Source organism: Alteromonas ulvae (genome assembly GCF_048987005.1).
Classification (GTDB): Bacteria; Pseudomonadota; Gammaproteobacteria; order Enterobacterales; family Alteromonadaceae; genus Alteromonas.
Genome location: NZ_CP185261.1, coordinates 3,378,110 through 3,396,921 on the forward strand (window position 1 = coordinate 3,378,110; position 18,812 = coordinate 3,396,921).

The 18,812-nt window shown below is 44.0% G+C and carries 16 protein-coding genes; 10 read left to right on the top strand and 6 right to left on the bottom strand.

The features are described 5' to 3' along the window. Positions 1-41 precede the first annotated feature (41 nt). Positions 42-782, bottom strand: coding sequence for a glutathione peroxidase (locus ACOJR9_RS14715; protein ID WP_420933674.1), 741 nt, complete (start codon positions 780-782; stop codon positions 42-44). 337 nt (positions 783-1,119) lie between these two features. Between ACOJR9_RS14715 and ACOJR9_RS14720 the strand changes: the two genes are divergently transcribed. From ACOJR9_RS14720 to ACOJR9_RS14740, 5 genes are all read left to right on the top strand, one after another. Beyond that, positions 1,120-1,815 (top strand): AAA family ATPase, encoded by a 696-nt coding sequence (locus tag ACOJR9_RS14720; protein ID WP_420933675.1) that lies wholly within the window; start codon positions 1,120-1,122, stop codon positions 1,813-1,815. Further along, positions 1,775-2,170, top strand: a complete 396-nt coding sequence (locus tag ACOJR9_RS14725) for a replication protein RepA (protein ID WP_420933676.1) — start codon at positions 1,775-1,777, stop codon at positions 2,168-2,170. The genes ACOJR9_RS14720 and ACOJR9_RS14725 overlap by 41 nt, the downstream gene beginning before the upstream one ends. Positions 2,171-2,473: 303 nt before the next feature. Next, positions 2,474-4,603 carry a diguanylate cyclase gene (locus tag ACOJR9_RS14730; RefSeq protein ID WP_420933677.1) on the top strand — a complete coding sequence of 710 codons (2,130 nt, stop codon included), beginning with the start codon at positions 2,474-2,476 and terminating at the stop codon, positions 4,601-4,603. Positions 4,604-4,607: 4 nt separating this feature from the next. Further along, positions 4,608-4,910 carry an ADP-ribosylglycohydrolase gene (locus tag ACOJR9_RS14735; RefSeq protein ID WP_420933678.1) on the top strand — a complete coding sequence of 101 codons (303 nt, stop codon included), beginning with the start codon at positions 4,608-4,610 and terminating at the stop codon, positions 4,908-4,910. A 293-nt stretch (positions 4,911-5,203) separates the two neighbouring features. After that, complete coding sequence (locus ACOJR9_RS14740; protein ID WP_420933679.1) at positions 5,204-5,629, top strand: hypothetical protein; 426 nt, start codon at positions 5,204-5,206, stop codon at positions 5,627-5,629. 188 nt (positions 5,630-5,817) lie between these two features. On the opposite strand, the gene prsR is transcribed toward ACOJR9_RS14740, so the two are convergent. The 4 genes from prsR to ACOJR9_RS14760 form a co-directional block, all read right to left on the bottom strand. Then, complete coding sequence (gene prsR / locus ACOJR9_RS14745; RefSeq protein ID WP_420933680.1) at positions 5,818-7,179, bottom strand: PEP-CTERM-box response regulator transcription factor; 1,362 nt, start codon at positions 7,177-7,179, stop codon at positions 5,818-5,820. Positions 7,180-7,290: 111 nt separating this feature from the next. Beyond that, positions 7,291-9,327 (bottom strand): XrtA/PEP-CTERM system histidine kinase PrsK, encoded by a 2,037-nt coding sequence (prsK, locus tag ACOJR9_RS14750; protein WP_420933681.1) that lies wholly within the window; start codon positions 9,325-9,327, stop codon positions 7,291-7,293. Positions 9,328-9,403: 76 nt separating this feature from the next. Beyond that, a complete protein-coding gene (locus ACOJR9_RS14755) occupies positions 9,404-10,528 on the bottom strand; it encodes a beta-ketoacyl-ACP synthase III (protein WP_420933682.1) in 1,125 nt (374 codons plus the stop codon). 404 nt (positions 10,529-10,932) lie between these two features. Continuing rightward, entirely contained in the window at positions 10,933-12,735 is a 1,803-nt protein-coding gene (locus tag ACOJR9_RS14760) for a choice-of-anchor I family protein (protein ID WP_420933683.1), read from the bottom strand. Positions 12,736-13,185: 450 nt separating this feature from the next. On the opposite strand from ACOJR9_RS14760, the gene ACOJR9_RS14765 reads away from it, so the two are divergent. Then, the gene (locus ACOJR9_RS14765; protein ID WP_420933684.1) at positions 13,186-13,986 is read left to right on the top strand and encodes a M48 family metallopeptidase; all 801 of its coding nucleotides are present in this window, start codon (positions 13,186-13,188) and stop codon (positions 13,984-13,986) included. Positions 13,987-14,053: 67 nt separating this feature from the next. On the opposite strand, the gene ACOJR9_RS14770 is transcribed toward ACOJR9_RS14765, so the two are convergent. Beyond that, positions 14,054-14,896: a mechanosensitive ion channel family protein gene (locus ACOJR9_RS14770; RefSeq protein WP_420933685.1), complete on the bottom strand. Its 843-nt coding sequence runs from the start codon at positions 14,894-14,896 to the stop codon at positions 14,054-14,056. 949 nt (positions 14,897-15,845) lie between these two features. On the opposite strand from ACOJR9_RS14770, the gene ACOJR9_RS14775 reads away from it, so the two are divergent. The 4 genes from ACOJR9_RS14775 to ruvX all read left to right on the top strand — a co-directional run bounded on the left by ACOJR9_RS14775 (position 15,846) and on the right by ruvX (position 18,751). After that, complete coding sequence (locus ACOJR9_RS14775; protein ID WP_420933686.1) at positions 15,846-16,574, top strand: 16S rRNA (uracil(1498)-N(3))-methyltransferase; 729 nt, start codon at positions 15,846-15,848, stop codon at positions 16,572-16,574. A 168-nt stretch (positions 16,575-16,742) separates the two neighbouring features. Continuing rightward, a complete protein-coding gene (gene gshB / locus ACOJR9_RS14780; RefSeq protein WP_420933687.1) occupies positions 16,743-17,699 on the top strand; it encodes a glutathione synthase in 957 nt (318 codons plus the stop codon). Between the two features lie 49 nt (positions 17,700-17,748). Continuing rightward, positions 17,749-18,315: a YqgE/AlgH family protein gene (locus ACOJR9_RS14785; protein ID WP_420933688.1), complete on the top strand. Its 567-nt coding sequence runs from the start codon at positions 17,749-17,751 to the stop codon at positions 18,313-18,315. A 1-nt stretch (position 18,316) separates the two neighbouring features. After that, a complete protein-coding gene (gene ruvX / locus ACOJR9_RS14790; RefSeq protein WP_420933689.1) occupies positions 18,317-18,751 on the top strand; it encodes a Holliday junction resolvase RuvX in 435 nt (144 codons plus the stop codon). The last annotated feature ends 61 nt before the right edge of the window (positions 18,752-18,812 follow it).

Genomic DNA, 18,812 nt, shown 5'->3' on the forward strand with positions numbered 1-18,812 from the left:
CTAAATGTTGTTCAAATTACCTTTAGCTTACAACAACCTCTTTAGCTGAAGTAGGCTTCTAAATCATCAGAACCACCAATGTGCTTTCCACCGATAAACACTTGAGGTACGGTTTCTCTGCCGCTAATTGCTGAAAGGCCAGTTAACGTAGCATCTTTCCCTAGCACTAGCTCTTCGTACTCGTATCCTTTTTCCGTAAGAAGTGCTTTAGCCTTTGTACAGAAAGGGCAGCCTGGCTTAGTAATGAGTGCAACCGGTGCATTGGCGACTTCTTCAGGTGCAATGTAAGACAACATAGTATCGGCATCTGATACTTCAAATGGGTCGCCCGACACATCGGGTTCGATAAACATTTTATCTACCACGCCGTCTTTCACTAGCATGGAATAGCGCCAGCTGCGTTTTCCAAAACCTAGATCCGCTTTGTCTACTAGCATGCCCATTCCATCAGTAAACTCTCCATTTCCATCAGGTATGACGGTGATGTTTTCTGCCTCTTGATCGGCAGACCACGCATTCATCACAAACGTGTCATTCACTGACATGCACACTATGTCGTCGATACCGTGCTTAGCGAATTTTTTCGCAAGAGCATTATAGCGTGGTAGGTGTGTAGATGAGCAGGTTGGCGTGAAAGCCCCCGGTAAAGAAAACACGACAACGTTCTTTTTAGCAAAGATGTCTTCCGTCGTTTTCGCTACCCACGACTCACCTTCTCTACACTGAAACGTTACGCTTGGTACTTTTTGGCCTTCTTTGGATGTGAAGCGACTCTCTGACATATTTCTCTCACTGTTAAAGTTATGTTTAAGGTGAATTGAACATTGCTGTTCATCAAAATTCAACACGCCATAGCTACCGGTAAGACTAGTTTGTGTTAGATCACAAATCAATAGATAGCCTTTATTAACTAGAGCATATTGGGATTATGCCGCAACAACAGCCACTTAATCATTGTTAGGTATTTAACTACATTCGTTAATATCGTTTTTGATGCTGAACATCCACTCAAGTCTTTCTATGCTGTGAAATACAGGTTACCGACATTCCGCTACATTCAACACTGGCGAGCGTTGGTAATGAAATAATTTATTAAAGGTTTACCTGAGGGTTTGTACCATGATTATTCTAGTCGGTGGTGAAAAAGGCGGGAGTGGTAAAAGCTGCTTAGCTCAAAACATTGCAGTGTATTTGCGTACTGAAAAAGGTGCAAATGTTCTGATGGTCGACTGCGACCCTCAACGAACCACATCGGACTGGATCCAAGAGCGAAAGGCAAACCCGAGACTCGCTGAAATAAATTGCGTTCAGTTATACGGGAAAATACGTAATGAGCTTCTGAATTTGCGTCAGTATTATGACTATGTAGTGATAGATTGCGGTGGACAAGACAACCTCGCACTTCGCTCTTCTATGGCAGTGGCCGACCATATCCTGATTCCGCTTCGGCCAAAACGCAGAGATTTGAAAACTGTGCCTCACATGGAAGACATACTATCAACTTGTAAAATGGTAAACCCTAAAATGAATGCGGCATTCGTTGTCACGCAGTGTCCCTCTCTTCCTAGCCTTGCAGGACGAATTTTAGAAGCGAAAGAAGTATGTCGCTCTTTTGGTATTCCAGTGCTCAACGCGGTCACATTCAGCCGTAACATGTACGATGATTCTGAAGAGTCTGGAAAGTCAGTGATAGAAAGCGAGCCGGAAGGTAAAGCCTCTCACGAAATAAGAACATTATTTGAAGAGCTGCTAGCGGGAAAAGTGGAGGATTCGCATGAGTTTACTCAGCCTCAAAAAGTCGAAGCCATCAGTTAAAGCCACACTTCACTCGGTCGACTCGTTTATCGATGATGCTATTTCTTACGCGGCCGGAAAAGGGTTTCATCAGCATGAAACATCCTTGGCAGAGCTGTCAGAAACAAACCAAAAAGAAAGACGAATCAAGCCATGTTTGAAAACGGTGAAGTGCACTGCAATTCAAAAGCCGCAAAAAGGAATGCGTCATGCAACCTTCACGCTCACGCCCGAGTGCATTACGCAGCTTTCCCTGTTATCACAAGATAGCGGTGTGGCAAAATCGGCAATAATAAGAGAATGGATATCAACAGAATTTGTAAAACGCCAATGTGCAAAATGTCATCATACAGATAGCGTTAACAATAAGAAGTAAGCGTACACCAACATGCTTCACTTTCGAATAGTATGTATAAAATATCAAGCTTTGGTTAGGCTCAGCTTGTTTAATCATTTATACTAAAGTATAACCAACGCCGTCAACACGGTTACACTAATGTATCAACGGCGCACAATGACAGCGAATCTGACAGAGAATAGACGTATGGCGACGGCTCTGGCCACCTGGCGCTCCAGGAACAAGGAGTGCTCTCAAAAAAGCCTAACAAGCCATACGTAAAAAGCTATCACCTAAAGCGTTATTATCAAAAATACTATCACGCAACTCAGGAGGAAGAACGTGATTTACGGCTTCAAGCTTATTCGTTCGCTAACTCTTTCTTTTTTACTCGGCAGTCTTTTCGTCACGCCATTGTTTGCTAACAGTAGTGAAGCAGATGATCTCAACGTTATTAGCGGACTCCTAGAGGCAAAAAGGTATGCTGATGCTGATAAACAGGCGCTGCTTCTCATAGAGACATCTCTTCAAAAAGATGATACGTCGACCGATTTCCTGCCATTGGGCAAGCTGTTGCAAGACTACTCACGATTCAAAACTTCCAAAGCAGTATTAAATACAGCGCTTGAAACTTATACGCGCGAAGGCAAATTACGCAACGTTGCACAGTCACTTCTACATTTAGCAAGTGCTGAACGACACTTATCAAATTACGCTTCTGCAGAAGAATACCTGCGCAGATCTCTGTCGATTGCCGAAATGAGAAACGACAGACAGCTTAAAGCAAAAGTGCATTTAGAACTGGGCGTTGTTTATAAAGAACAAGATAAATTAGAGCTCGCGTTAGAACCGTTAAAGCTGGCTTTAGCTGTCTTTCGCGATAACGACAACGTGACTTACTCAAGCCTTTGCTTATCTCATATTGGAGATATCTACAGTTTGCTGAACCACACTGCCCTCGCCCTTACCTATTATGAGGATGCGTATTCTGCTATTTCTTACTTAAACGCTACGGCAGAGAATAAGCGCTTATTGGGAATGATAAAAACCAAGATGGGAAGCCTTCAGCTAAGGGATAATGAGAAGGAAGAGGCGCTACAATCCATTACTGATGGACTCGACCTTCTTTTAGCGACTAATGATGTTGGCGCCATTTTTGAAGCAAAAATGTTAATGGGTAAAGCGCTGTTAGAAACGGGAAACACAGCCAAAGGCACTGCGTTACTCCAAGAAGCGATGAGTTTTGCATTAGAGTCAGGACAAATTGGTCTAGTGAATGATGTTCGCCTTGCACTTGCACAAGGCTACATGCGGGAGGGGAAATTTGATTTGGCCCTCGTTTTTGCGCGCGCCGGAACCGTTGATGCTCGTATACATGGGAACTTACGAGACCAATTGCGTTTTTTAGCTATTCAGTTAAGCGCCAATGTTAGCCTTGGCGATTTCGAGAAAGCATTGAACATACAGTCGGTGGTTCAAGAACTTCGCGAGGCGCTACTTAACTCCGAAAATCAGGATGCTTTAAAAGGTCTCCAAGCGGAAATTGAGCTTGTCAGGCAGTCGGGAGAGCTGGAAAAACTAGAAGAGTCCAAACAGCTTGTTATTGCAAAAGCCGAGCGAGAAAAACTGAAAAACACCCTTTTTTGGAGTGCATCTGTAGCAGTATTACTTATGCTTTTTTTGATATGGAGTAGGTTTAAGCAGCGCCAACAAACCATTATTTTACGCCGAGAGGTTAGGCAACAAACTGAAGCCTTGCAGGAGAAAAATAGCGAATTAGAACGAGCGTACAAAACACTAGAGCATGTCAGCTTACGCGACCCACTTACTGGCCTATACAACAGACATTACTTAGAATCTCAATTACCTTCAGAGATCAAACGCAGCCAAATTGAAATTGACAATATCTCTGCGCCGTCAAAGAAGCGGGATCTCCTGTGTTTACTCATTGATATAGACCACTTTAAAAGTATCAATGATGACTATGGACATTTGGCTGGCGATAAAGTGCTAGAAGGTTTTTCTGCGGTTCTTAAGGAAGTATTTAGACATACTGATTTGATCATTCGCTGGGGCGGAGAAGAATTTCTTGTCGTTTGCCGCCATTCATCGCGAGAAGAACTTCCCGAATTAGCTGAGCGTTGCCGGGCAACAGTAGCGAGTAGCGTATTTACCATCGGTAATGACAAAACAGTGAAACTTACCTGCAGTATTGGGTTCTCACTGCTTCCACCTAATGAAATTTCAAATTTTGATACCGCGTGGCAACGAACTTTTGCGGTAGTTGATTACGCTCTGTATGCCGCTAAACTCTCCGGTAGAAATGGGTGGATTGGACTAATTGAAACCTATCACACGACGGACGCCAATCGTACGCCATTAGACTGTAAGTTTGACTTCCCAAGCTCAAGAATAGCAACATCGTTTAACAATATCGCAAGTATCCAATGGCCTGAAGAAGTAACGAGGTAGCAGTATGTACAAAGGAAATTGCAAATGCCAAGCAGTGCATTTTGAGTTGGCAGATATAAACCATGTAGAAACCCATTCTTCAAAGTTACTGCCAACAGATGATAGCAAAATCATGCTTGAAACTGATAGGCAGCATGTCATTGTGGATTGCGCGCCATCAAGTGTTGCGAGACTTCATACTTCAAGTGGCGAAACACACCATGTTTGCAATATATGTGGGTCATTGCTCTTTGTTGAGGTGAAACCTAATACCCTTAAACTTGAAGTTATGTTTGCAGGACACAGTAAATCTATTGGGTTAACCTAAGAGTGCGCTCTAATTAAGCCACCTGCCGTGGCTGCGCTTGGGGTATAGTAGAGGGCACAAAAAGCCCTTAAAGCGGCTAAAGGCCCATTCTGTAATTTGCAGTGGTAACGTGTTGCAGTGACTTCTTTTGCGGCACTAACTCTCGCCGTATAAATACTTCTCACACTTTGCTTTAGAATTAAGCTAGACTCGTTAGGGCAAGTGAAGACTATAGCGGTTAGCCTTATTATCCGGTCTTCGCTTACCAACTTGTGAAACCAGCACTCAAACTATCCGGCAAAAGGAGTTTTACCATGAAAACAAAAACAATTGCGCTAGCACTACTGCTTACTACTCTTGGCGTAGCAGGCTGTTCTGATCAGAAAGAAGAGCCAAAAGAAGAAGTAATGGCCGAAATGGAAAAGGCAGGCGAAGCAACTGCTGATACCTATGAAAATGCAAAAGAAACAGCGGCTGATTCATGGGATGAAACCAAAAGTGCAGCATCTGATGCTTACAAAAAAGGTAAAGATGCGGCGTCTGACGCCTATGAAGACGGCAAAGATATGGCTTCTGACGCCTATGAAGACGGCAAAGAAATGGGTGCAGATATGATGGACAAGGGCGCTGAAAAATCTGAAGAACTAAAAGATGCAGCGTCAGAAAAAATGCGCGAAGCGTGTATCACAATGAAGAAAAAAATGGGTGGCGACGTTAGCGAATGCGATACGCAGGACTAATTTAACGAATACGAATTACCTAGCTATGTAGTAAGCAGCCCTGTGAAGTGTTGGTTGGCGTAAGTCACCCAACACTTTATTTCTTACCGTGCACTCAACAGAACTCTTTTTTTGCTGACCGTTTTTTACCGGCCTATTCTTTACCGGAAAGTTTTACTGGCACCAATGCACAAGCCCAGTTCTCTACCTTAGTCGCTACTTTTAATGTCTTCCATGTGATATTTATCGATAAGCGAATAAAGCGTTGGCCTTGTAACACCGAGTAACTCCGCGGTTTTGGACATATTCTTTTCAGCTTTTTGATAGGCATTTCGAATTGCCTTGCTTTCCGCTATTTCTCGCACTTCCCTCAAATTTAATGTAATCGGCTCTTCAATGCCATCTGCGGGTAGCAACCCCAAATCATCTGGCTGTATCACTGTTCCCTCGGCCATAATGACCGCGGATTTAAGCTTATTTTGCATTTCCCGAATATTGCCAGGCCATTTGTGAGCCAGCAGTGCATTAACAGCAGATTCGGAAAAACTCTTGGCCTTGGCTTTAAACTCTTCGCGGTAGATATTGAGAAACGTTCTTGCGAGTAAAATAACATCCTGATCCCTGTCTCGTAACGGTGGGATCATAATGGGCATTTCTCCTACCCTGTAGTATAAATCTTCTCTGAATGTTTCATTCGCTACCATGGCTTGTAAGTCTCTGTGAGTTGCACAGATTACCCTTATATCTACTGGTATCTCACTTCTTCCACCAACACGCTCAATAACACGCTCTTGAAGAAAACGCAGCATTTTAGCCTGCAGGCCAATTGGCATATCGCCAATTTCATCAAGGAATAGGGTTCCGCCCTGAGCGGTTTCAATTTTACCTAACGTGGTTTTGTTTGCGCCGGTAAACGCCCCTTTTTCATAACCAAACAGCTCACTTTCAAGTAAGTTTTCCGGTATGGATGCACAGTTAATCGCTATAAACGGCTTATCTTTGCGCGGGCTGTGTTCGTGAATGCTGCGAGCAAACACCTCCTTGCCCGTACCACTTTCTCCTAGAAGCAAGGTGCTAATATCAGTATTGGCTATTTTTTCTGCACGTCTCACTACTGCTTGAATGGCTTCGCTGTTCCCTACAATTCGAGACATCCCCGTTCGAGTACGAGCTAAAATGGCATTCTCGTGCTCTAATTTTGCTAAATTTAAGGCGCGGTTTACCAATAGCTTAATAGTGTCTGAATCGATAGGTTTTTGATAAAAATCGTAGGCGCCAAAGTCGATGGCCTTCAGCGCGTTTTGTTTGTCGCTATTGCCCGTTACCACAATTACCTTTGTACGAGGAGCAAGAGAAATTATATCGTGAAGTATACGTAGCCCTTCTGATGCGTTAGCGGGGTCTGGAGGGAGCCCTAAGTCAAGAGTAACAACTTTGGGCTCATGACGTCGCAACTGGGCAATTGCCGTAGTGTGATCATCGGCGAACACAACGTTGTAGTCGGTTAAACTCCACTTGAGCTGTTTCTGGATACCGAGGTCATCATCAACTACCAATATGGTATCTGTCATCTTGTCATCCTATTCGTCTACTTCATCATACGCCGCGAACAATCCACTGCGCTCGTATTTCATTGCGTGCTTGATGCGCCTAAGCGCTATGTTGCGAACACAAATTATTGCCTATTTTATGGGAAAATGCAGTGTAAAACAGCTGCCTTTTCCAACTTCACTTTCTACAGTAAGTTTTCCGCCAATAGACTCTAGGTAGGTTTTTGCATCGTAGGCGCCAATGCCCATACCCGCATTACCCTTTGTAGTATCAAAGGGCTTAAAAAGGCGCTCTTCAATAAAAGCCTTATCCATGCCCGTGCCGGTATCTTCAATCATGATCATTTGCATGCGCTGCGCGCCATCAACTGTCAGCACCACATCAACCTCGCCATCATCAGCAGTGGCCTGCTGAGCGTTACTTATTAAATGGTAAAGTACATTGGCCACTTTCTCTTTGTCCACAATAACAGATTCTTCTTTCATCAAGTGGGTTTTTGGTATCGGAGAAATCGAACTACAGCGCTGCGTTATCACCTCATCCACAATACGCGAAAGGTTATGTTCATCATTCACGCTCTCTTCAACAACCTTCTTATCAGTCAATTGTTTTAGCATTTTTTCCATACGCGCTTTTGTATGTTCAAGCGTCTCGAAGGTATCTTCAATAAATTCAGGATTGTGTTTGTGCTGCTGTGCATTAGCAAGAATGAGATCGACTTGGGCAAGCACGTTTTTCAAATCGTGCAGAACAAATGCAGACATACGATTGAAAGCCGCAAATTGTGCATTTTCAGCAACGACTTGCGCTGCCTCATGATGTTGTATAAACGTGCCGACTTGCTCTGATACAGCGTTGAGATAATCTTTAACCTCCCAGTTTAAAACGACTTTTTCTTTATCATCTGCGGCTAATACCGCAAACCCCCACACCTGAGAGTCTTGCATAAAAGGAATGAACAGCTGGTAATTCCATTGCTTTAATACATCCCGGTCTAGCTTTAAGCCCTCGTAATCAAAAGGCTTTACCAAATAAGCATCTGTATCAATTACCCAGCCTTTTTCACCGCTATATTCAACTAGCTTCGTGAGCATTGCGTGCTGCTGTTCATCCGGACCTGCATCATCTGAAGGTGAGGCTGCGGCTACACATTCGAACCCGCTTTTTGATACCTTAAACAACAGCCCTGAATCGTATTGAATAGCGTTTAATAGCCCGGTTAAACCAGCATGGTAAACGTCTGCAGTGCTATCACCTGAATGGGTTAACCATTTAGTAAGCTTTACCCACTCCACTCGATAATCGTACTGATTAGCAAAAAAGTGTTTAGTAATAAAAATTTTGATTTTTGTTCGAAATGCGTTGGAAAGGAAAACTGTGGCTAATAATGCGAAAGACATAACCACCAAAATGATTTGTACTGTGGCGCCCCAACTCCCCCCCATAAAGTTAATCGCATAGCCGACTATTGCCATAACAAATAAGTAGCCGCCAGCAACGAGTAATAAAGAGCTATGAAGCACCACATCTCGGGAAATAAAAATATCGATCCCCCAGTGATGAATGCGACGAATAGAAATGACGAGCAGCGGCATAAGGAAGAAATAGATGTAGCCGCGCGCTGCAATATATCCAATCTCAACTTGGTTCACCATGGTCGCATTCGCATAGGTGACAAATTCAAATACATTTGCTGCGCCGAGGTAGATGATAAGGGGTTTAAAAGCCCACTGCTCTCGTCCTGCCTGGCGATAGACAACCTCGAGTAACACCAGCACTTCCAGCGATAACACGATGAGCGTTAAAAAGCTCCACGTTGGCTCAATGGCAAATAGATAAGGTGCGACAAGTGCCACTATAGCGGGAGCTATAATCATTAATGTCGCAGGGCGTCGAAGCACATGATGAAAATTTTGAAAATTAGTTTGAATACAGCCAGCTAAGAAAAGAAGCCACGCTAGCTGTTTGACTATATCAACCGTTAATAACCAGCTTAGCGAAATAGGGCCGAACAGCACCGTTATTAAACTGGTTGACCAAACGAATGTAGTGGCAGTAGCGAGCACCAGTAAGTGCTTCGCTACACCTGGCTTCCTTACCGTTAGCAATAGCAATAACAGTGCTAAATGCGCAAGACTATTTAGCCCGTAACCTAAATCTGAAACCATTCCTTCGCTATCATCCTAGTCAGTCTTGTTATTTGAGTGTCGATAGACTATTTCTCTGAAGTGCTCTCTTCAAATCTTATCGTTTTTTGACCACCAACGAGCCAATCGAGTAACCTGCACCAAATGAACATAGCACGCCCACATCACCAGAAACGAGGTCTTTATGATGTAACCCAAACGCAATCACTGAACCCGCTGACGCTGTGTTAGCGTACTCATCTAGCACGATCGGGGCCTCTTCTTGTGTGGCATCTCTACCAAGCAGACGTTTGCAGATCAGCGTATTCATATTGATGTTCGCCTGATGTAGCCACCATCGCTTAACTTGTGCAGGCATAATATTGTGCTTTTCTAAATGCGCTTCGATGTGTGAGGCAGCCATGGGACAAACCTCTTTAAACACCTTGCGGCCGGCCTGATGGAACAACTTATCAGCACCATAAGGTTCAACGTCTTCAGCTCTCGTTAGATAACCAAAGTTTGAACGTATATTGTTTGAAAATTTTGTTACCGCTTTTGTGCTCAACACGTCATACACATGCTCACTTTTCGCAGTATCAGCTAATTCCAAAACGGTTGCTGTCGCCACATCACCAAAAATAAAGTGGCTATCTCGGTCGGTATAGTTTATCTGCGGCGATACTAGCTCAGGGTTAATCACCAACACCCTAGAAGCGTTGCCGGCACTTAACATTTCAAATGCTCTGTGCATTCCGAACGTTGCTGCTGAACATGCCACAAGCATGTCAAAACCAAAACCTTCTATATTCAATGCTTCTTGTACTTCAATAGCAATTGCTGGATAAGCGCGTTGCGTATAAGCGCACGAAACAATAACAGCATCTATTTCTTGTGCATTAACATTGGCCGAACTAAGTGCCAAGCGCGCCGCTTCAACGGCTATTTCAGCCTGGTGGGACAAGAGGTCATCACTGCGAGGAGAAATTTTGGGCTTCATTCGTTCAATATCTAAAGCGCCTTCTTTCTGATAGATATATCGGCTTTTAATACCTGATGCTTTTTCGATGAATTCAGCACTTGAGTAAGGCATTGGTGCTACATTGCCGTTTTCGATGTCTTGTTTATTCTTTTCGTTGAAACTGTCTACATATGCATTGTAACTTGCCACCAATTCTTCGTTGGTGATGCTTTCTTCAGGGTGCCAGACACCCACGCCACTTATCACGACTTGCTGAGACATAGTTACTCTCTTTCTAATTGTAGTCTTCTAATTAATTGGTGACCCTCTTTGGTAAATACAGGGCGTGTTCGCTATTGTTGAAGCAATCGACTGCACCTTGCTTTACGGCTGAATCACCTACGCATCAATATTAAAGGCGTTAACACACAGGTTGTGTAGTTGAAATAGGCAAACCTTCGACATCTTTGCTCGCTGGCATCATGTAAAACGCCATATCTTTAGTTATAGCTTACCTCAATCCTTGCGTCCTGTAACTATTCTCCACCATTGAACCTATCTGCCTCATTGAGAGCGCGTTAATCTCTATTCACTTGCCAAAGTAAACTGCCAACGCAAAAATAAAAACCCGCATTTAAGCGGGTTTTTGTCACTATCACAGCAAACAGTGCTGCCGTCATGATTCGTTACAGCTGGTCAATCTGCCATATCGAAACGGTACCACTTACTTCGTTACCAACAATCAACAAAGCTTCACCGCTTGGGCTATCTTCTGCACTAACAAACACCAAACTCTCGGGAGCTAAGTCGCCAATAACATCGTTAGACGTAAGGCCTTCAGTTAAGTCGCGGTTGATTACATACTCGGTAAATTGCGCGTCATACGGATTAGTCACATCGTAAACAAAGATTCCGCCCATTCGCTCTAAACCGATAAAGACGTACGTACGATCGCCAATTTGACCAACGGTAATAGCTTCCGGTTCAGGCCCTTTGTTTTCAGAACGCGAATCGCCTTCGTTAACATCATTGTCGTTATTAAATTGTACCCCGTGTACTGACGCCGTAATGCGCTCAAAATCATCGCCTGAATCGAAAACCACTAAACCGTTTTGATCCCAAATGGTAAATGAACGCGCGCCGTAGGTGAAAGCAGCGTCGTATTCACCGTCATTATCGGCATCGCCCATGGCTGAGGTAACACGTAAATCGTCAGCTTCTCCAGTAGCTTGTAACATAGCTAACTCAGAGTTTGCTTCTGCAACTAAATCGCTCACCCTCACTTCATCGGTGTAAGCTAAACAGCCATCGTCTTCATCAAACGAAACACCACCGGCAGCAGTACACGCTGCAGCGTCATCTGCATCGAAGAAGTATTCACGGGCATCACCTTCGTTAGCTGTTACGATGAAAGTAGCGTCTTTCCAAGTAAAAGTAGCAAGGCTGTCTGGCTGATATACGCCGTATAGACCAGTATACTGACCGAAGCTTACTGAACTGTCTTCTTGAATATCGATATTCAAATCAGCCCATGCTTTAGTACCTAACCCAACAACATCAACCGTCAACTCTTCTAAATCAAGCACCGCTAGGCCGTTATTTTCTTGCAAGCTGACATACGCAACGTCGTTTGTTGCTGTAATGTACTCAGGTTCTAGGTCTTGCGCCACTGTCGTTGCAATGGCAGTCCCATTGATTGTGCGACCAGATGGGTTGGGGAACATCATCCCCTGCGCCATCAGCTCGGCTTGTGAACCATTGAATGCGGAGAACCCTACCGTTGTGCTGGTTTCTTCTGGTTCGCCACTGGCGAGAATATTGATAACTGATATCGAACCAACCGGGTCCACCGTGTAATCGCTTGAAGGCTCGCCTTCATTTGCCACTATCACCTTACCGCCATCTGGAGTGAAAGTGACCATATCCGGCAGCGCTCCCACTTCTACCGAATCTAAAAATGCTGGATTTGCGTCATCTAAGCCGCTATAGAACAGAATGTAGCCGTTATCAGTTTTCACTGCTGCGGATACGGCAACGGCCATAAGGTCACCACTGACCGCAATGCTATTAACACCGCCTAGGGGAACACCATCGATGTCCGCGGGTAACTCTACTGTTGAAGGCGTTAGGTTAATTGTATTTATTGGATCGCTCAAAACAGCGGTAGTGACAGTGCCAGCCGGAATAACCGCTATGGTATTCGTTGAAGTGTTAGTCGCGTAAATCGTTTGCGTTCCCGCGTGGTATTGAACAATTTCTGCAGCACCTTGATTACCTAAAAATGCACGGCCTACAACATCTAAGGCAATACCAATTGATGCGTCAGTACCATCAGAACCATCTGCTCCAGGTGTTCCCTGTTCACCTTGAGGTCCTTGAGCACCCGTTTCGCCTTGCTCACCATCATCTCCGTCTAGACCACATCCTGTTAACGATGCCGAAACCAGAAGAGCGAGTAATCCATACTTGAATTTATTACGCACTGCCATTGTTATTTCCTTTTTTATTAGTGTGTTATTCAGTGTTGAACTGTTCGAATGGGTATCGCTTCCTGCGCACTAGTGCAATCAGCAGGTGTAGGTATCTGTCCAACATTGTTTCAGTACAACAGAAATATAATGTAACTTCTATGTATAAATTAACGTCAGTTTATGACACAAATATTAATTTGGCAAAGGCTTTACCAAGGGCTATCAACAGCTTATTAGACGATGACATTTTCCTCATTACATGTCTCAGTGATTCACTTAAAGATTAAGCCGATATTGATAACTATGTTGCCATCTAAAATAAAGGTATGCTTACTAAAAGCCTTTTGGCCTCTGGTTTACGGGTTTTGCGCTTGTATGAGGGCGGGGCTGCCTATCAGCGCTAAAGCCTGCAATCCACAGATCATAGGCTCATAGGCCAAACGAAGTTAAAGACACAAAGGACTTAAAATGAAATTGAAATTCACCGTATCAGCGGCGGTGGCCGCAGCGCTTGTACTAGGAGCGTGTGCCACCTCTCCAACAGGTAGAAACCAAGTACTGCTTTTTTCCGACTCCCAATTGTCTGAAATGGGTGCGCAAGCATTTTCAGGTATGAAAGAAGAGCTCAAAGTCTCAACCAAGGCTGTGCAAAACACGTACGTGGAATGTATTGCTAATGCAATTACCTCACAGGTACCTGCCTCTGTTTTTGATGGAAAATGGGAAGTGGTGGTTTTTGACGATGAGCAAGTCAATGCATTTGCGTTACCTGGCGGTAAAATAGGAGTTTACACCGGCCTTCTTGGCGTCGCTGAAAACCAGCACCAGCTCGCAGCAGTCATTGGGCATGAAGTAGGTCACGTTATCGCTGAACACGGTAACGAGCGCATGTCTCAATCAACCTTAATCAATATGGGGACTCAGGCAGCAGGTCAAGTGCTAGCGGCAAATGAGGTGCCTCAGTCAGGCCCTATTATGGCAGCTATCGGATTAGGTATGCAGGTTGGCGTTCAATTACCTTTTAGTAGAACTCACGAATCAGAAGCAGATGAAATAGGTCTTCAACTCATGGCAAAGTCTGGCTTTGACCCTCGTCAGTCCGTCAACCTTTGGCAGAATATGGAGGCAGCGAGTGGGGGAAACAGTCCGATGGAGTTTTTATCTACTCACCCAGCTCCCCAAACCCGCATTGAAGATTTAAGGGCAAACATGAGCCCAGCACTTGCCGATTACCAAGCGACGACTAAGCGTCCAAACTGCAAGTCCTAATAAAAATGACCGTAATAAAAACGCCGCTTATAAAGCGGCGTTTTTTATTTATCTTGCTGGCGCAATCTTACTCACCGTCTGTTTTATGCAAATGCACATCCATTTGTGGGAACGGAATAGAGATGCCTTCTTGGTCGAAACGCAATTTAACCGCTTCAGTAAAATCAAACTTAACCCCCCAGAAGTCTGCTGAATTAACCCATGGGCGAACCACGAAGTTCACGCTACTGTCGGCAAGTTCAGATACTGCTACCGTAGGCGCTGGCTCTGCTAAAATTCGTTCATCAGCTGCAACCATTTCTTGAAGTATTTGCTTCGCTTTTAATAGGTCAGCGTCGTACCCGATACCTACAACCATATCTACGCGACGCGTTTCCTTAGCCGAGTAATTGGTAATATTACCACTGTAGATATTACCGTTTGGTACGATAATTTCTTTATTATCAGGCGTTGTCATTGTGGTAGTAAAAATACCAATCTTTTTAATTGAACCCGCAGTCCCGCCAGCTTCAACGAAATCACCCGACTTGAACGGTTTAAATACAAGAAGCATTACACCCGCTGCGAAATTTTTGAGCGAGTCTTGCAATGACAAACCAATAGCCAAGCCGGCCGCACCTAAAATAGCAACAAGCGATGTGGTATCAACACCAAGCTGATCTAGCGATGCCACAATAACGAAGAGCATTAATATGGCGCTAATGATTGCTTCTAAGAAATCGACAAGCATGTCGTCGTATTTAGATTTTGCCATCACACGTCGAAAGACTGACAACAACAGCCCTACGACAATTTTACCAACAACATAAATCGCAATAGCCATGGCGATATTAATGCCCCATGGAATTGCGTAATCATTTATATACCTTTCAACGTCACTTGCAGAAAAGAGCGAGAGTTGTTCTTCCATAATTATTCCTTGTTGAGTTTGTAATTACTATGCAACGCACGTTATCAGTAAAAACCAACATCACCAATAGTTAAACTAAATTAACCTTCAAAACTAAGCTAAAGTCTAACGCTGACGCCGCCTATAACCTGCGCCTATTATCCAAAAGTAGTACGTTTATTGGCCGAAATTTACCTTTTTTATTATCCCACCATTCTACACCCTTATTTCGTTTTGAATCTAATCTTGCGTTCACTTAGCTGTCACATTTCTCGCCTAAGCTTTGCGCATCGGTTTTACTCACGTATTTATTTAAATACGCTACTTTAAATTTTCATATTGATCACATAGATAGTTTTTTAGACAGTATGAAAAGACGAATGGTGATGTTTTTTTAATCGAAGAAGCTTACACTAAAGCATCACGGATGGGTCCATTAGGAAATCACTCAGACAATGAATAAAAGTCTGTTTACTGAAAGCCTGATGCAAAGATATTGATCACGCTGTTACATCAAACGACAGCCACATTAATGCTTTAGTAAATTATTATAAAAAGGATTATCGTATGTTGCTCTTAACCCTATTATTTACTGTAGTTGCTGGAATCTTTCTTTATTCTCTGCGAACAGACACCGGTAAACATACTAAGCACGCTCGAGCTCAACAAGACATGAATGCCAAGAAAAGCAATCATGTAGTTGGCTCTTCTCCCCATTCCCTACAGTCAGGCTCTACGGATTCTGCTCGCGCAGCCTAAACGCTACTCGTCAACATCAGTATCGTTTCTGTAACGCTTTCTCACTATAATTATTCGCGCATCCGCAGAAATCGAATTACTGGCATGCATAGTGGAAAAACCTGCGAAAAAATTGGTTTAAACATACTAGCGCCGATTTCGCTGACATCGGCGTTGCATGTCGCCCCCCTCCCCACGTATTATACGCAAAAACGACAACTGCAAACTTTTCATGCGTATACCTAGAGTTTATTACCCCGGCACTATCCCCTTGGAACAAGAATTTGAGCTTACCCATGAGGCGGGACACCACATTGCAACGGTTTTACGTCTAAAATCTAATCGCCCAATAGTCTTGTTCAATGGCGACGGCAATGAGTACAGTGGAATAATCATCAGTGTGCAGCGAAAAAACGTTATCGTTGAAATAGATGCCTGCTTGTCCGTCTCAAATGAGTCGCCTCTGCACCTGCATTTAGGTCAAGGGGTTTCAAAAGGCGACAGGATGGATATAGTGTTACAAAAGAGCGTTGAACTGGGCGTAAGTGAAATTACCCCAATTATCACTGAGCGATGTGCTGTAAAATTAGAGCCATCCCGCTGGGAAAAAAAGCTGCAACAATGGCAAAAAATTATCATTGGCGCTTGTGAGCAAAGCGGTCGGAACATAGTGCCTACCCTTAATGAGCCAATTTCTCTCGTGCAGTGGTTGTCTCAATCTACTTCAAATTCTCGCTTAGTGCTTGCACCGGGTGCGTCACACCCTCTTGCTAAACAGCCTTACAATACGCAGGGTTACAGATTATTGATAGGGCCTGAGGGCGGACTTTCTGAAACCGAGATTCATCAGGCCAACGAGAATGGATACCTGTCGGTAAGCTTAGGTCCACGAATTTTAAGAACAGAAACTGCAGCCCTCACGTCGTTAAGCATACTGCAAGCTCAACATGGCGACTTCTAAGTCACTTAAATGCTGTTTATGGAATGGTGCAGGCATTTTGTTTTATTTAATGTAAAGTGAAATTTTAAACTCAGTGCTGAGCGCCGCTGTCTTGAACTGTGGTAGAGCGCCCCAACATAAAGGGTATAAGGTCACATTGACTACCGTTAATATAAAAGCGAGAACCTAATGCAATATACTGTCGGCGTAATCATGGATCCCATTGAGGCCATCACACCACACAAAGATACTAGCTTCGCAATGATGCTAGAAGCACAGCGCCGCGGTGCAACTGTAGTGTATTTTGAACTTAACGATCTTTACTTAGATAACGGTAAGTCTATGGGTTTGGCGAAGACGGTAACAGTAAAAGATCAGCCCGCAGACTTTTACGAGATTACCGACACCAATGCGGTTCACCTTGGTGATATTGATGTATTACTTATGAGGAAAGACCCGCCATTTGACAGCGAATTTCTCTATGCCACTCAAATGCTGTCGTTGGCGCAAGATGCAGGTGCGCTTGTTGTAAATAATCCTCAGGCGTTACGAGATTACAACGAAAAACTGTTTACGTCGTATTTCCCTGAGCACATTCCGGCTACGCTTGTTGCTAATAACCAAGTGCCAATTCGTGAATTTCACGCTAAGTATAAAGATATTATTTGTAAGCCTCTTGATGGAATGGGTGGGGCATCCATATTTCGTGTGAAGCCTGACGGTAATAACCTTGGTGTGATCATTGAAACGCTGACTCACCTTGGCACGCGCTATATGATGGTGCAAGAATATTTGCCACAAATAAAAGACGGTGACAAGCGCGTACTCATTGTTGACGGTGAAGTTATGCCTTATTGCTTGGCTCGCTTGCCTACCAAGGGAGAAACTCGGGGTAATTTAGCCGCCGGCGGTACCGGACGGCCCCAACCCATTTCTGAATCAGACAGAGCGTTAGCAGAAGCTATTGCACCCACGTTGAAAGCAAACAACATTCTTTTTGTTGGACTTGATGTTATTGGCGATAAAATAACAGAAATAAACATTACAAGCCCCACATGCGTACGAGAAATTGAAGGTCATTTCAGTATCAATATTATGGCGAAACTGTTTGAGGCCATCGAAAAGCGCTTGGCACTAAAAGCGTGACCCCTTAAACATAATGAAATTTGACTGCGACAAGCTGAAAATAAAAAATATGACAGAGTTAACGAGTTTAAAAAATCATTTTTTGGTAGCAATGCCAAGCTTAGACGATCCTTATTTTTCTCGCTCTCTGATTTATGTTTGTGAGCATGACTCAGAAGGCGCAATGGGAATTGTGGTGAACCAACCCTCCACTATGAATGTGAAGCAACTTTTAGAGCAAACCGATAAAGAATTAATGGTGTCAGACGATAAAGCAGAAGAAATCGTACTCGCAGGCGGCCCAGTAAGTCAGGAACGAGGGTTTGTTTTGCACTCTACGCAAAAAGGCTGGGCATCGAGTTTAGCCTTAGCACCAGGGATTATGGTAACAACGTCAAAAGACATTTTAACCGCCATAGGTAACAATGTAGGCCCTGATGAAGCCATTATCGCATTGGGGTTTGCCGGTTGGTCTAAGGGCCAGTTAGAGCAGGAAATGCAAGACAACGCGTGGTTAACGATTGAGGCTGACGAGGAAATATTATTCCACACACCCATCCATAAGAAATGGCAAGCTACCGTCAATAAGCTTGGGGTAGATGTGTGGCAATTAGCACCAGGCTCTGGTCGTGCCTAAAATGGGAAATAAAACTGGCAACAGAACAATATTATCTTTCGACTTTGGTACGAAAAGTATTGGCGTTGCCGTAGGCCAAGAAGTCACGGGTACCGCATCGCCCCTTCCAGCTTTAAAAGCCAGAGACGGCATTCCTGACTGGGACCTAATCGAAATCCTTTATAAGGATTGGCTTCCTGATGTGGTTGTTGTTGGGCTACCGCTCAATATGGATGGTACTGAGCAGCAGATGACGCAGCGAGCTCGTAAGTTTGCTAACCGTTTGCACAATCGCTTTAAAGTTAAAGTAGACGTATGTGACGAGCGGCTAACCACCACCGACGCCAAAGCCATGCTGTTCGAACTAGGTGGGTATAAAAAGCTGACGAAAGATAAAGTAGACAGTGTGTCGGCGTGCGTTATTTTTACCAGTTGGATTGAACGCGCTTACGAGTAAGGCAAAGGCGTGTTTTTAAGCGTCGGCGCTTGTGAATTGCTCTTGATTGTCAGCCCCGTAG